Consider the following 15,017-nt stretch of genomic DNA (forward strand, 5'->3'; position numbering starts at 1 on the left):
GATTGAGGAGGGAGCGCGCGCCACGGTAACATGTTGTAGCACACGATACATAGCAAATATAGCAGTTCGCCGGGATTGGCGTACTCTGGAGCCTTATGATGATAACCATGCCCACACTGTCCATGCGCATCGGATCCCTGGCCGCCTGCGCCGCGCTGCTGATCCTCGGCGGCTGCACCACGCCCTACCAGGCCCCCGCCACCTCGGCGGTCAAGCCGGACCAATTGGCCGGCGCCTTGAACCGCGTCAGCTGGGGCGTCAACCAGAGCACCTGGCAGCAGGCCGAAAAAGTCGGCTACGACACCTGGCTCGATCGGCAGCTGCATCCCTCCCCGGCCGTGCTGCCGCCGGCCGCGCAGGCACAGATCGACGCCATGACGATTACCCAAAAGCCGTTGCAGCAACTGATCCAGGAACTGGACCAGCAACGCAAGGACATCGACAAGATCACCGTCGACGACGACAAGAAGTCGGCCCAGCAGGCCTACCAGCAGGAGCTGAACCGCGTCGCCAAGGAAGCGGCGGCGCGCTCGCTGCTGCGCGACCTGTACTCGCCCAACCAGCTGCAGGAGCAGATGACGTGGTTCTGGATGAACCACTTCAGCGTCCACCAGGGCAAGAGCAATTTGCGCGTGCTGGTCGGCGACTACGAGGACAAGGCGGTGCGCCCGCACGCGCTGGGCAAGTTCCGCGACCTGCTGGCCGCCACCTTGCGCCATCCGGCCATGATCCGCTATCTGGACAACGAACAGAACGCCGCCAACCGCATCAACGAGAATTACGCGCGCGAGCTGATGGAACTGCACACCTTGGGCGTGGACGGCGGCTACAGCCAGCGCGACGTGCAGGAACTGGCGCGCATCCTCACCGGCGTCGGCGTCAACCTGGGCACGGGCGAACCGAAGGTGAAGAAGGAGCTGCAGGCGCAGTACGTGCGGCAAGGCCTGTTCGAGTTCAATCCCAACCGCCACGATTACGGCGACAAGGAATTCCTCGGCCAGGCCGTCAAGGGGCGGGGCCTGGCGGAGGTCGACGAGGCGATCGACCGCCTGAGCCGCCACCCGGCCACGGCGCGCTTCATCAGCCGCAAGCTGGCGGTGTACTTCGTCGCCGACGAACCGCCGCCGGCGCTGGTCGAGCGCATGGCCGCGACCTTCGCTTCCAGCGACGGCGACATCGCGGCGGTGCTGCGCACCATGTTCACCTCCGACGACTTCGCGCAGTCGCTGGGCCGAAAATTCAAGGACCCGGTGCACTATGTGGTGTCCGCGGTGCGCCTGACCTACGACGACAAGGTGATCCTCAACACCGGCCCGATGCTGTCGTGGCTCAACCGGATGGCCGAGCCGCTGTACGGGCGCCAGACGCCGGACGGCTACCCGCTCACCGAATCCGGCTGGGCCAGTCCGGGCCAGATGACGACGCGCTTTGAAATCGCCAAGGCCATCGGCTCCGGCAACGCGGGCCTGTTCAAGACGGACGGCCCGCAGCCGACGGAGCGCGCCGCCTTCCCGCAGCTGGCCAACGCGCTGTACTACCACACCTTGCAAAAAAACCTGGGCCAGCCCACGCGCCAGGTGCTCGAACAGGCCACGTCGCCGCAGGAATGGAACACCTTCCTGTTGTCGTCGCCGGAGCTGATGCACCGCTGAAGAGGAGACCCACGATGAAACGCCGCACCCTGCTCCAGTCACTGGCCGCCCTGCCCGTCGCCACGATGGCCGGCAAGCTGTGGGCCGCGCCGGCTAGCAAGACGCGGCTGCTGTTCGTCTTCATGCGCGGCGGCTACGACGCCACCAACCTGCTGGTGCCGATCTCCAGCCAGTTTTACTACCAGGCGCGGCCCAACATCGCGGTGCCCAAACCGGGCGACGACCTCAATGCGGCGCTGCCGGTCAACGCCGACTGGGGCCTGCACCCGGCGCTGCGCGAGACCATCCATCCGCTGTTCACCATCGGCCAGGTGGCCTTCGTGCCGTTCGCCGGCACCGAGGACATCTCGCGCAGCCATTTCGAGACGCAGGACAGCATAGAACTGGGCCAGGCGCTGGACGGCACGCGCGACTACCGCTCCGGCTTCCTGAACCGGCTGGCGACGACCCTGAACGCCGACCGGGCCAACGCCATCTCCTTCACCGACCAGCTGCCGCTGATCATGCAGGGCGGCGCCCAGCTGCCCAACATGGCGCTTCGTTCGATCGGCAAACCCGGCGTGGACGCGCGCCAGGCGAAGATGATCGCCTCGATGTACGGCGACACCGCGCTGGCGCGGCAGGTGCGCGACGGCTTCGTGGTGCGCGAGGATGTGATGAAGGAGATGATCGGCGAGATGGACGCGGCCAACCGCAACGCCATCACCGCCAAGGGCTTCGAGCTGGAGGCGCGCCGCATCGCCAAGCTGATGAAGGAGAAATACAATATCGGCTTTGTCGATGTCGGCGGCTGGGACACCCACGTCGGCCAGGGCGGCGCCACCGGCTATCTGGCGCGCCGATTCGAGGAGCTGGGACGCGGCCTGGCCGCCTATGCGAAGGAAATGGGACCGGACTGGAAGGACACGGTGGTGGTCGTCGTCAGCGAATTCGGCCGCACCTTCCGCGAAAACGGCAACCGTGGCACCGACCATGGACACGGCAGCGTCTACTGGGTGCTGGGCGGCGGCGTCGCCGGCGGGCGGGTGCGCGGCGAACAGATACGGCTGGAGCAAAACACCTTGTTCCAGAACCGCGACTACCCGGTGCTCAACGAATACCGCGCCATGTTCGGCGGCCTGTTCGCGCGCATGTATGGCCTCGACGCGGGACAGGTGGAACGCATTTTCGGTACCAAAGGCCAGGACCTAGGCTTGATCTGAAGCGTCGGCGGCCAGCCACTCCGTCGCCTCGTCCGCCGACAGCGCGGGCGAATACAAATGTCCCTGGAACGCCCCGCAACCCAGCTGCTGAAGAAAGCCGGCCTGCTCCGGACTCTCCACGCCTTCGGCGATCACCCGCAAACGCAGGTCCTGCGCCAACTGGATGACGGTCCTGGCGACCGCGTTGGCGTCGGCGTTTTCCGGCACGCCGTGCAAAAAGCTCTTATCGAGCTTGATAGTCGTCACCGGCAGGATGCGCAGGTAACTGAGCGACGAATAACCGGTGCCGAAATCGTCGAGCGACAGCGGGAAGCCGCGCTCGCGCAAGCGGAAAATGATATTGCTGCCGCTGCGTTCGAGCTCGATCGCGTCGCGCTCGGTCAGCTCGATTTCGATATCCTGCGGCGCCAGCCGGGATTCGGCCAGCACCGCATCCAGATGTTGTTGATAGTCGGCGTCGCGCAGCTCCTCGGCGCAGGTGTTGACGCACACGCGCAGCTGCGTCGATCCCCCGTCGCGCCATTGCCGCAACTGCGCGCACGCTTGCCGCAGCACCCACGCGCCCAGGTCCGGCAGCAGGCCGATCTCCTGCGCCAGCCCGATCACATAGTCGACCGAATGCTGCGACAACTGGCCAGGCAGCCGCAGTAGCGCCTCCATCGCCACCGTGCGGCCGCTGGCCGCATCGACGATGGGCTGGTACGCCAGCCAGAACAACCTGCCGCTGACGACGCGTTTGAGTTCGCTGTGATCGGCGTTTTTGCGGTGCGCGATCTCGTCGAGCTCCCGCGTGTAATAGTGGAAGCAGTTGCGGCCGTCGTTCTTGGCGTGGTACATGGCCAGGTCGGCCTTCTTGAGCAGATGGTCCGGCGTGGTGGCGTCGACCGGACACACGGCGATGCCGATGCTGGCGCTGATGCGGATGTCGCGCTCGTCGATCAGGAAGGGCTGCCTTAGCGACTCGAGCAGCTTTTCCGCCAGCGCCCCGCCCGAGGCCGGCGACGGCGCGTGCAGCTGCAGCATCGCGAACTCGTCGCCGCCGATACGGGCGATGAAATCGCTCTCGCGGCTGACGGCGCGGATGCGCTGCGCCACCTGCTGCAGCAAGTGGTCGCCGGCATGGTGGCCCATCAGGTCGTTGACCTCCTTGAACTGGTCGAGATCGATCATCAGCAACAGCAGCAGCTGGCCGGTGCGCCCGGCCAGCGCCACCATCTCGGCCCGGTGCGCGTCGAAGGCGGCGCGGTTGGCCAGGCCGGTCAGCACGTCGATCGACGCCAGCCGGTGGATCTCGTCCTGCGCCAGCTTGCGGTCGGTCACGTCGCGCAGGATCTTGAGGAAGCCGATGGGCGGGGCCTGCTCGGTGGCGCCCGGGATCGGCGTCAGGATGCCGTCGGCCCAGAATTGCGAGCGGTCCTTGCGCACGTGCCAGCGGTAATCGGTGGCGCGGCCGCACTCGGCCGCCGTGCGCCGCTCGAACTCCGGCTGGCCCAGCGCGAGGTCCTCGAAGGTGTAGATGGCGTCGAGGCTCTTGCCGATGATTTCCTCCGGCGCGAAGCCGAAGACCAGCTGCGCGCCGATATTCCAGCTCGTGACCAGCCCGCGCGGATCGACCGTGAAGATCGCGAAGTCGCGCACGTTCAGATAAATCTGCCGCAGCAGGATATCGGGAGCAAGCTCGGGTGCCAGGACGGCGGTCAGCGGAGGATTCATGGCGGGCACCCGTCAAAACAGGTTTGACCGGCGGCAGGCGATTCGGTTCGGCGCCCGGTTTCGCCGCGTCGTTTCACCGTGTCGCCGCCGCTATCCCAGCCGCTATCCCAGCCGCACCCGCATCCGCTCCAGCGCCCGCATGAACAGCTCCGGCTCATCGGCCGCGCGCGCCAGCACCAGCGCGCCCTGGATGCCGCCGACGGCGTCCTCGGCCAGCTCGCGCGCCACCGCCGGCGTGCGCCCGCCCCGCTCCAGCGCCGACGCCAGCGCGTCGATCCACTCGGCGAAATATGCCTGCACCTTGACGGCGAAGCGGTCGCGTTCATGGCCGAGCGCGAACACGCCCACCAGGCACACCTTGCGGCCGGACAGGAAATAGCGCCCGACCGCCGTGAACATGTCGGCCACGCCCCGCCCCGCGTCGTGGCGCTCGCGCAGCGGCTGGAACACCTGGTCGCGGAACCAGCCGTCGATGTTGGCCAGCACCGCCTCGGCCATTTCCTCTTTACCGCCGGGGAAGAAATTGTAGATGCTGCCCTTGCCCAGCCCCGTGCCCTCGCTGATGCGCGCCAGGCTGGCGCCCTCGAAGCCATAGGTGCGGAATACTTCGGCCAGCTGCGGCACCATGTCGCCGCGCTCGCCCATTACGCGTGCCACGGTCAGAAACCCAGCTCGCTCAGGCTGGCGTGATCGGCCGGGCGCGGGCCGCTGGCGTCCCAGTGGAACTTGCGGTCGGCGGCCGCGATCGGCGCCTCGTTGATGCTTGCCAGGCGCAGTTGCATCAGGCCGTCGGGCGCGAATTCCCAGTTCTCGTTGCCGTAGGCGCGGTACCACTGGCCGGAATCGTCATGGTATTCGTAGGCGAAGCGCACCGCGATGCGGTTGCCTTCGAACGCCCACAGCTCCTTGATCAGGCGGTACTCCAGCTCGCGCGTCCACTTGCGCGTGAGCAGGCCGACGATGTCGGCGCGGCCGGTGACGAATTCGGCGCGGTTGCGCCATTGGCAATCTTCCGTGTAAGCCAGCGAAACTTTTTCCGGGTTGCGGGTGTTCCAGCCGTCTTCGGCCATGCGGACTTTCTGGATCGCGGTGTCGCGGGTGAAGGGAGGGAGCGGCGGACGTGTCATGATGGGCTTTCGATGGTTGTACCAAACGGTACAACCAGTCTACGACGTTGCCGATGTGAATGCAAGCGAAACCCGCACGGCCCAGCGGGGTCGTACCCGTCGGGTACGACCCCTAAGTGGTATCGCGCGCGTCTCGTTGAACGCATGCGGGTTGGAACTTAAGTAAACAGTTCGTTCGACAGTTGCAGGCCGTCGACGCTCAGCCGCACGGTGCCGGTGATGCCGCCCTCGTCCAGCCGCAGCTCGATCCAGCCCGCCTCCACCAGCATCAGCAATTGGCGCCGCAGCACGCTCATCGGGCGCTGGGCTTGCTTGCTCAGCTTGGCCAGCGAGCAGGGTTTGCCGGGGTGCTCCGCTTCGATCCGCCACAACGCTTCGAGCACGCCGATCAGGGCCGCCATCACTTCATCATCCATTTACCGCTATCCTTGATCTGTTCTCTGCCGATAATGTGATTCTGCACTATACTCTCGGAAATAAGCTATATTACCGGAAAGCAACATGCAAAAAGATAAACCCGAAGGCCACGTCGAACCGTACCACCACGCCGCAGGCGGCTGGGGCGCGCTGAAACAAGTGGCAATCAACCTGGTGCGCGAGAAGGTCAGCGGCGGCAACTACAAGACGCTGCTCAAGCAAAACCAGCCTGACGGGTTCGACTGCCCCGGCTGCGCCTGGCCCGACCGCGAACACGCGTCGACCTTCGAGTTCTGCGAGAACGGCGTCAAGGCCGTCGCCGCCGAAGCCACCAGCAAGCGCGTCAAGCCGGCGTTCTTCGCCGCGCACACGGTCGCGGACCTGCTGCGCCAGTCCGACTACGAACTTGAACAGCATGGCCGCCTGACCGATCCGATGGTCTACGACCGCGCCAGCGACAAATACCTGCCGATCGCCTGGGACGACGCCTTCGCGCTGATCGCCCGCCACCTGAAGGCCCTGCCCGATCCGAACCAGGCCGCGTTCTACACGTCCGGCCGCACCGGCAACGAGGCGGCCTTCCTGTTCCAGCTGTTCGTGCGCATGTACGGCACCAACAACTTCCCGGACTGCTCCAATATGTGCCACGAGCCGACCAGCCGGGGACTGCCGGGCACCGTCGGCATCGGCAAGGGCACGGTCACGCTGGAGGATTTCGAACACGCCGATACCTTGCTGATCTTCGGCCAGAATCCGGCCACCAACCACCCGCGCATGCTCGGTGAATTGCGCGACTGCGCCAAGCGCGGCGCACGCATCGTCTCCATCAATCCGCTGCGCGAGCGCGGGCTGGAACGCTTCACCAGCCCGGCCCACGCGCTGGAGATGCTGACCAATTCGAGCACCACCATCAGCACCATGTTCATCCAGCCGACATTGGGCGGCGACTTCGCGCTGATCAAGGCGCTGGCCAAGCGCCTGGTCGAACGCGACGACGAGGCCCTGGCCGCCGGCCAGGCCGGCCTGCTGGACCGTGACTTCATCGCCGAACACACCAGCGGCTTCGAGGCGTTCGCGCAGGACCTGCGCGCCCAGGACTGGGACGAGCTGGTGGCCGAGTCGGGCGTGCCGCGCGCGCAGATCGAGGAGCTGAGCGAGGTATACATCAACGGCAAGAACGTCATCTGCACCTGGGGCATGGGCCTGACCCAGCACAAGGGCGCGGTGGCGACGATCCAGATGCTGTCCAACCTGATGATGATGCGCGGGAATATCGGCCGCAAGGGCGCGGGCCTGTGCCCGGTGCGCGGCCACTCCAACGTGCAGGGCGACCGCACCATGGGCATCGAGGAAAAGCCGACCAAAGCCTTCCTCGACCGCATGCAAAAGGTCTTCGATTTCGAGCCGCCGCGCGAGCATGGCTACGACGTGGTCGAAAGCATCCAGGCCATGCTTGACGGGAAAGTGAAAGTCTTCTTCGGCATGGGCGGCAATTTCGCCATGGCGACGCCGGACACGCCCCTCACCTTCGACGCGCTGCGCGCCTGCGACCTGACGGTGCACGTGGCCACCAAACTGAATCGCAGCCATCTGATCCTCGGCAAGGAAGCGTTGATCCTGCCGACCCTGGGCCGCACCGAGATCGACATGCAAAACGGCGTGCCGCAGGGCGTGACGGTGGAGGACTCGATGAGCATGGTCCATCTGTCGTACGGCATGAACCAGCCGGCATCGGACAACCTGCTGTCGGAGACGGCGATCGTCGCGCGCATGGCGCACGCCACGCTGGGTAGCGACAAGATCGACTGGAACGCCTATGGCAGCGACTACGCCAGCATCCGCGACGCCGTCGCCAAGGTGTTCGACGACTTTTACGACTTCAATGCGCGCGTGGCCAAGCCGGGCGGATTCCATCTGAAGGTGGCCTCGCGCGAGCGCGAATGGCGCACCGCCAGCGGCAAGGCGCAATTCGTGGTGCACGCGGTCGATACCGACACGCCGATCCACCGCGCCCGCGCCCTGCACGGCGAGCGTTTGATGGTCTTGATGACGGCGCGCTCGCACGACCAGTACAACACGACGATCTACGGCATGGACGACCGTTATCGCGGCGTGTTCGGATTGCGTCGGGTGTTGTTCATCAACAAGGAAGATCTGGCGATGCTGGGCATGAAGAATGGCCAGTACGTGGACATGGTCAGCGTGTGGGACGATGCAGTCGAACGCCGCGCCGAGCGTTTCGTGCTGGTGGAATATGACATCCCGCGCGGCTGCCTGGGCGCCTACTTCCCGGAGACGAACGGCTTGATCCCGCTGCACAGCACCGCCGACGGCGCCGGCACGCCGACATCGAAATCGATACCGGTGTTGTTGTCGCTATCGGCGGACCAAACGCCTGCGGAGTAAGCGCTTCAGGTGTACCCCACGCACCCATCCTGGCGGCAAAAACTCACCAATTTGATCCCGGCCTCGCTGGCGATATCGATCGCCAGCGTGCTGGGTGCGGAGATGGTCGCCAGCATCGGAATATTCATGCGCGCCGCCTTGCGCACCAGCTCATAGCTCGCGCGGCTCGACATGAAGACGAACCCACACCGCATGTCCACCCCGTCCAGCGCCAGATGGCCGATCAGTTTATCGAGCGCGTTGTGGCGTCCCACGTCCTCGCACACCTTCATCACCGCGCCATCGGCGTCGCACCACGCGGCGGCATGCACACCCCCGGTAGCCTTCATCAACTGCTGATGCGCGCCCAGCTCCGACGCCGCGCGCGCAATCGCGGGCGGCAGCGACACATCATCATGCAGCGCCGGCGCCGTGATGCGGGCCGGATTAAGGTCCAGCAGCTCCAGGCTCTCGATGCCGCAAACGCCGCAGCCGCTGCGGCCCGCCATGGAGCGGCGCTGCTGCTTGAGCTGAACGAAATTTTCCTGGGCGATGGTGATTTCAACTTCGAAGCTGCGCGCATGTTCGCGTAGTTCGATATCGTAGACGTGGGACGCTTGGGCGACCAGGCCCTCGGTGAGCGCGAAGCCTACGGCGAAAGACTGCAATTCGCGCGGCGTGACCATCATGACGGCATGCGAAATGCCATTGACGACCAGCGCCACCGGCAGTTCTTCGGCGACGCGGTCGGTGGTGCTGGAGGCGTCCTGCGGCGCGGTGCCGCGACGGCGCACCGCTGGGCGCAGCTGAAAGCCCGCGCGTTCTACTTCATCGTCCAATATCATCGCCGCCGCCCCGCAAATAAACCATTTTACACGGGGCAGCGAGCTACCGTGGAGACACGTAGGGCGGATTAGCGCGCAGCGCGTAATCCGCCATGAGCCGCCGACGGAGCTTGGCGGATTACGCTGCGCTAATCCGCCCTACGTGTTTTAGATGAACGCCAGCGTCGCGTTACGCCGCCAGGGGTTCGTTAGCCACCCCATAGTGACGCGCATAGCGGCCATCCAGATTCGCCAGCGGCAGCAGCAGGAACAAATCGGCGCTTTCGAAATCAGGGTCCCATGCCGGTTCGCCGCAAATCCACGCGCCCGAACGCAGGTAGCCCTTGAGCAGCGGCGGCACTTGCGGTTTTTGCGCGGCTTCCAGCTTCGAGAACGGGAACGGCAGATGCGGGGTGACGCGGTATTCGGAAGGAGCCATGTGCTGGCCAATCAGCGACTGGAACACGGCGACGGCATTGTGGCCGCCATCGGCAAGGCTGATACTGGCGCAACCGGCCAGATAGTCGCAGTTCTCGCGGCGCATGTACTCGGCCAGGCCGGACCACAGCAGCATGATGACGCTGCCGCCACGATAGTCGGGATGGATGCAGGCGCGGCCCGCTTCAACCATGCGGTTGCGCAGGTTGTTCAGGCGGCCCAGATCGAACTCGCCTTCGGAATAGACACGGCCGATTTTGCGGGCGCGCGATGCGCTCAGCAGGCGGTAGGTGCCCACCACCTTGAGCGTGTTCGCGTCGCGCACGATCAGATGATCGCAATGCTCGTCGAATTCGTCGCTGTCGAGGCCATCCTCGCGCACCAGCGAACTCAGTCCCATCGTTTCGATGAACACCTTGTAGCGCAGGCGCTGCACTTCACGCAGTTCTTCGGGCGTGCTTGCCATACTGAGCACCAGCTTGCCGGAGGTCGCTCGGACGTCCGCTTGTATGATCGAGGTTTGCATGCTTCATCCTTTCTGTGGAAGACGAAGCAAGCGTACCGGTCGAATACTTCAAGGAAATGACATCTAAATGTCAATTCCGTGACATGCGCACAAGTGTTGTTTTTAAATCAGCCTTTTTTCGGGCGGCCGGTCTTGAGCTGCGGCAGGCTGGCCAGCACTTTTTGCAAGGTCGCCATGTCGATCTGGCTGATCAGCGCAACGCCGATACGCAACAATTCGCTCTTTTTGATCTCGAAACCGGCTTTCAGGCAGGCTTTCTTGACCTGGCTTAGCACCGCGTACTCCTGTTCAGGCATCGTGAAGCTGTCGCGCACCAGCTTTTCCTTTGGCAGTTTTTGCTTGGCGGCATCCGGCGCGGCCGGCTTGGCGGCTGCCGTTTTGGAAGTTTCGACAGGCGATTTCACGGCGGCTTTCGGGGCGGCTTTTGGCGCGGCGGCCTTAGGGGCGGCGGCTTTTGGAGCTGGCTTGGCAGCGGCTTTCGGCGCCGGCTTGGCGGCTGCTTTAGGAGCCGGCTTGGCGGCTGCTTTAGGAGCCGGTTTAGCGGCAGCTTTTGGCGCTGGCTTGGCGGCTGGCTTGGCGGCTGGCTTGGCGGCGGCCTTGACTGCCGGTTTGGCGGCCGGTTTCACCGCTGCGGGTTTTGCGGCGGCCGGCTTGGTAGCTGGTTTCGCGGCTGGCTTGGCGGCCGGGGTGACGGCGATTTTCGCGGCGGCTGGCTTGGCGGCGGCTTTGGTCGTTGGCGCTTTTCCGTTGGCCAGACCGTTAACAGGCTTGTTCATACTTACTCCAATTTAATCAACAATATAAACAATATATATCATTTACGTAAATTTTGCTTGCGTTACCGCAAATGTGCGGCGACCCGGGCGAACAGCAACTGCGGGCTGACCGGCTTGCGCAGGAAATCCACGCCGCCCGCTTTGTGGCCCATCACCTCGTCCTCGGCCTGCCCTTTCGCTGTCAGGAACAACACGGGAATGGCGCTGCTTGCGGGATCGGCCTTCAGCCGGCGGCAGGTTTCGAAGCCGTCCATGTCGGGCATCATGATATCGAGCAGAATCAAGTCCACCTTGGCCGATGCGACGATCTGCAGCGCGGTCGCGCCGCTGGTCGCGACCTTGGTGTTGTAGCGGTCTTTTAACAAACCGGCAATCAAGGTCAGATTGTCCGGCGTATCGTCAACGATCAACACCGTTGCGCGGTCATCGGCTTTCGTGTTCATGGCACCTCCTCATTCGTCTTCATCAGCTACGGCGGCCAGCAACTTGCCCGCCGCTTCAAACTCATACTGCTCCATGTGATGCTTGAGGCGTCCCATGGTCTGCGGCGACAATATCGTCGCCAGGCTCGCGCGCACGCTCTCGAAGTAATCCAGGCTCTCGCCGCTGAATTCCGCCAGCAGCACGCGCAGCTCGGCGATCGCCCGGCGCGCATCCTCTTCGCTGACGTCTTGGACTTCCGCGCGCGGCGGCAGCGGCGGCACTACCTTCATCGACATCCCAAGCCAGCGCGAAAGCACCCGGTACAGCCGCTGCGGATCGATAGGCTTGGTGACATAGTCCTGCATGCCGTTTGCCAGGCAGCGCGCGCGCACGTCGGCCAGCGCATGCGAGGTCACCGCGATCACCGGCAGCTCGTTGAAGCGGCCGTCCTTGCGCAGCTGCTGCGTGGCCTCATAGCCGTCCAGCAGCGGCATGCCCAGGTCCATCAGCACCAGGTCGTAGGCGTGCGGCCCGGCCGCCAGCAGCCGCTCCACCGCCAGTTGGCCGTCGCCGACGACTTCGACGTCCAATCCCTGCAGCGCCAGCAGCTCCCGGGTGACATCCTGGTTGTCCGCGCTGTCCTCGGCCAACAGCACGCGCGCGGTGCGGCGCGGCGACGCGTCGAGCTTCAGCTCCGCCACCGGCCCTTCGTACACGGCCGCGCGCACCGCCAGCGCGGCCGCGTCGGACACTGCGAACTCCACTTCGAAGCGGAAGGTGGAGCCGTGATCGACCTGGCTCTCGACGTCGATATTCCCGCCCATCAGCCGCACCAGCTGCTGCGAAATCGACAATCCCAGTCCGGTGCCGCCATACTGGCGCGTGGTCGAGCCGTCGGCCTGGATAAAGGAGCGGAACAGCTTTCCTTTCTGCTGTGGCGTCATGCCGATGCCGGTATCGCGCACCGAAAAACACAGTTTGGCCTTGCCATCCGCCGCACCGGCGGCGCCGCTGGCCAGCGCGCAGCGCAGTTCCAGCGACCCGGCGGGGGTGAACTTGACCGCGTTGTTGACCAGGTTGATCAGCACTTGACCGAGCCGCAGCGGGTCGCCCACCAGATAGCGCGGCACGTCCGGGGCGACATCGATCACATAGTCCAGCTGCTTGTCGAGGGCGCGCTGCGCCGTCACGCTGGAGACATGGGCCAGCACGTCGTCCAGCAGGAACGGAATCGACTCCAGCTCCAGGCGCCCGGCCTCGATCTTGGAGAAGTCGAGGATGTCGTTGATGATCCCCAGCAGCGACAGCGCGGCCATGTGGATTTTGCTGATGTAGTCGTGCTGCTTGGGCGTCATCTCCGTGCGCAGCGCCAGATAGGCCATGCCCAGCACGGCGCTCATCGGCGTGCGGATCTCGTGGCTCATATTGGCCAGGAATTCGGACTTGGCGATATTGGCCGCTTCCGCCATGACGTTGGCGGTGACCAGTTTTTGCTCGCGCTCGCGGCGTATGCTGATGTCGCGGATGAAGGCGCAAAACTCATAGCCGCCCTGCGTGTCGGTACTGACCTTGGTGATCGACAGCTCGATCGGGAATTCCTCGCCGTTGCGGCGCAATGCGAACACCTCTATGCGGGTATCGAGTACGCCGCCACCGCCACCCGACAGGTGCCGCCGCATGCCACGATGATGGTCGTAGCGGAAGCGCGGCGGAATAATGGTCTGGTCCAGCTCACGCCCCAGCGCCTCGTCGCGGCTCCAGCCGAATATCCGCTCGGCCTGGGTGTTCCAGCCGACGATGCAGCCTTCGGGGTTCATGCGCACCACCGCGTCGAGCGCCGTGTCGACGATGGTTTGCAGCTTGGCCTCGCTCTCCTCGGCGATCAGCATCGACTCGGTCAGCTCGCGGGTGCGCTCGCTGATGCGCATTTCCAGATCGGCGTTCAGGTCGCGCAGTTCGCGCTCGGCGTCGCGCAGGCGCGTGAGCGTGTCGCGGAAACGCAGCACCGCTTCGGACATGCGCCCCACCTGGTCCTCGCGGCCGATGCCGGACAGCTTGATGTCGGTCTCGCCGCGCGTCAGCTTCTCCAGGCTGGCCTGGATGTCGGAGAACGGCCGCGCCGCGCGCCGTCCGACCACGAAAATAGACAATCCGATGCCGAGCACCAGCAGCAGGTTGGCGGCGACCGTGTCGAAGATGCGGCGGCGCAGGTCCTCGTCCATTTTCTGGCGCGAAAAGGCCAGCTCGATATGCCCCAGCTCATAGCTCTGGCGCGCGTCGTTGAAGCTGATGTCGCGCCGCAGGTGGATCGCCGCCACCGGCTCGCGCAGCGGCGACACATAGCTGGCGATTTCCGCGCCGTTGGGCGCCAGCACGCGCAGCACCAGCACCTCCGGCGTGGCGCCGGAGGCGTCGACGACGCTGGAGACGGCCGCGCTGTTGATATCGAACAGCGGCCGCGCCAGCGCCCGCGACAGCACCGCCGTCCACCGCTCCGCCCTCTCGCGCAGGTTTTGCTCGGCCTCGGCGCGCAGCGTTTGCATCACATAGGTGGTGTAGATGGCGGTGGAGACGGCCAGCGCGAAGAAAATGCCGCAGCCCAGCCGCAGGAAGATATTGCGGCGCCATGCGCGACGCAGCCGCGCAAGCGGGCCGCGCCCGCGCATCAGCACCGCGTCGGCGGCGGCGTCGCTGGCGGCGGCGGACCGCCTGGTGTCAATGACTGGCACTTTCCGCCCGTTCCAGCTTTTTGTACGCCGCGCTGTTGCGCGACTGTTCGACGGCGCGCCAGATCCGCTCGGACAATTGCGGCCGCGCAGCCACCATCGCGTGCGACAAGATCAGGAAATAAGGTTTTTCGATGATCGGAATCGGCAACTGCTCGAGTTCCGCCTTGAGCGGGCCGCGCATCAGGCCACCGGCGTCGCTGCCGCCGATGGCGGCCGCCGCCACGCGGCCCGCGATCAGCTTGCGGGCCAGTTCGACGGCGCGCTGGCTGCCCTCGTCCACTTCCAGGTTCTGCGCCCGCAGCACGTCGCCGACCGAATACCCCAGCTGGAAGCCGATCGGGCCATCCAGGTTGCGGAAGCTCTTGCCGTCCCATTCGACCTTGCTGCCTTTTTTGCGCAAGACCACGTAGCGGTCGACGTGCATGCGCTTGCCGACGTCGATATTCTCTCCGCCGGGGTACTCGCCCAATTCGCGCCGGTCAGGCTTGTAGCTGACGGCGAAGGCGCCGTCGACCGCGTTGGCCTTCAACTGCGCCAGGCAACGCTTCCACGGGATGCTCAGGTAATTGAACTGGATGTCGAGCCGCTGCTCGACCATCTTGAGCAGCTCGAAATTGAGGCCGCCGCCCTTCTCGGTACGCCACGGCAGCACGTCCTGCGCCTCGAAGCACAGGGAGACGACTTCCTTCGGCTTGTCGGCCGCGTGCGACGGCAATGACAACGCCAGTGCCAACAAAGCGGCGCAGGTGCGCCCAAAGCTTCCACAATGGCGGTACTGGGTCATCGTCGTCTCCCGTCCTGGTCT

13 protein-coding genes are annotated in these 15,017 nt (G+C 65.1%); 3 read left to right on the plus strand and 10 right to left on the minus strand.

Annotated features, from left to right (window positions below; genetic code table 11):
• Positions 1-107: 107 nt before the first annotated feature.
• Together NHH88_23400 and NHH88_23405 are read left to right on the plus strand one after the other, a co-directional pair.
• Positions 108-1,652 carry a DUF1800 domain-containing protein gene (locus tag NHH88_23400; GenBank protein USX12616.1) on the plus strand — a complete coding sequence of 515 codons (1,545 nt, stop codon included), beginning with the start codon at positions 108-110 and terminating at the stop codon, positions 1,650-1,652.
• A 14-nt stretch (positions 1,653-1,666) separates the two neighbouring features.
• Positions 1,667-2,854, plus strand: coding sequence for a DUF1501 domain-containing protein (locus tag NHH88_23405; GenBank protein ID USX12617.1), 1,188 nt, complete (start codon positions 1,667-1,669; stop codon positions 2,852-2,854).
• Here NHH88_23405 and NHH88_23410 read toward each other — a convergent pair.
• The 4 genes from NHH88_23410 to NHH88_23425 all read right to left on the minus strand — a co-directional run bounded on the left by NHH88_23410 (position 2,840) and on the right by NHH88_23425 (position 6,110).
• Positions 2,840-4,567 (minus strand): EAL domain-containing protein, encoded by a 1,728-nt coding sequence (locus tag NHH88_23410; GenBank protein USX12618.1) that lies wholly within the window; start codon positions 4,565-4,567, stop codon positions 2,840-2,842. The genes NHH88_23405 and NHH88_23410 overlap by 15 nt on opposite strands.
• 102 nt (positions 4,568-4,669) lie before the next feature.
• Complete coding sequence (locus NHH88_23415) at positions 4,670-5,212, minus strand: TetR/AcrR family transcriptional regulator (GenBank protein USX17405.1); 543 nt, start codon at positions 5,210-5,212, stop codon at positions 4,670-4,672.
• A 14-nt stretch (positions 5,213-5,226) separates the two neighbouring features.
• Entirely contained in the window at positions 5,227-5,694 is a 468-nt protein-coding gene (locus NHH88_23420) for a nuclear transport factor 2 family protein (GenBank protein ID USX12619.1), read from the minus strand.
• Between the two features lie 158 nt (positions 5,695-5,852).
• Positions 5,853-6,110, minus strand: a complete 258-nt coding sequence (locus NHH88_23425; GenBank protein ID USX12620.1) for an ArsR family transcriptional regulator — start codon at positions 6,108-6,110, stop codon at positions 5,853-5,855.
• An 85-nt stretch (positions 6,111-6,195) separates the two neighbouring features.
• On the opposite strand from NHH88_23425, the gene NHH88_23430 reads away from it, so the two are divergent.
• A complete protein-coding gene (locus NHH88_23430) occupies positions 6,196-8,517 on the plus strand; it encodes an FdhF/YdeP family oxidoreductase (GenBank protein ID USX12621.1) in 2,322 nt (773 codons plus the stop codon).
• 5 nt (positions 8,518-8,522) lie between these two features.
• Here the strand turns inward: NHH88_23430 and fdhD are convergent, their stop codons facing one another.
• The 6 genes from fdhD to NHH88_23460 all read right to left on the minus strand — a co-directional run bounded on the left by fdhD (position 8,523) and on the right by NHH88_23460 (position 14,996).
• Positions 8,523-9,341 carry a formate dehydrogenase accessory sulfurtransferase FdhD gene (gene fdhD / locus NHH88_23435; protein ID USX12622.1) on the minus strand — a complete coding sequence of 273 codons (819 nt, stop codon included), beginning with the start codon at positions 9,339-9,341 and terminating at the stop codon, positions 8,523-8,525.
• Between the two features lie 169 nt (positions 9,342-9,510).
• The gene (locus NHH88_23440) at positions 9,511-10,284 is read right to left on the minus strand and encodes a GNAT family N-acetyltransferase (GenBank protein ID USX12623.1); all 774 of its coding nucleotides are present in this window, start codon (positions 10,282-10,284) and stop codon (positions 9,511-9,513) included.
• 107 nt (positions 10,285-10,391) lie between these two features.
• The gene (locus NHH88_23445) at positions 10,392-11,060 is read right to left on the minus strand and encodes a hypothetical protein (protein ID USX12624.1); all 669 of its coding nucleotides are present in this window, start codon (positions 11,058-11,060) and stop codon (positions 10,392-10,394) included.
• 62 nt (positions 11,061-11,122) lie between these two features.
• Positions 11,123-11,503, minus strand: a complete 381-nt coding sequence (locus tag NHH88_23450) for a response regulator (protein USX12625.1) — start codon at positions 11,501-11,503, stop codon at positions 11,123-11,125.
• A gap of 9 nt (positions 11,504-11,512) precedes the next feature.
• Entirely contained in the window at positions 11,513-14,212 is a 2,700-nt protein-coding gene (locus tag NHH88_23455) for an ATP-binding protein (GenBank protein ID USX12626.1), read from the minus strand.
• Positions 14,199-14,996 carry a transporter substrate-binding domain-containing protein gene (locus NHH88_23460; GenBank protein ID USX12627.1) on the minus strand — a complete coding sequence of 266 codons (798 nt, stop codon included), beginning with the start codon at positions 14,994-14,996 and terminating at the stop codon, positions 14,199-14,201. The genes NHH88_23455 and NHH88_23460 overlap by 14 nt, the downstream gene beginning before the upstream one ends.
• Positions 14,997-15,017 lie beyond the last annotated feature (21 nt).

The organism is Oxalobacteraceae bacterium OTU3CAMAD1 (assembly GCA_024123915.1).
Classification (GTDB): domain Bacteria; phylum Pseudomonadota; class Gammaproteobacteria; order Burkholderiales; family Burkholderiaceae_D; genus Rugamonas.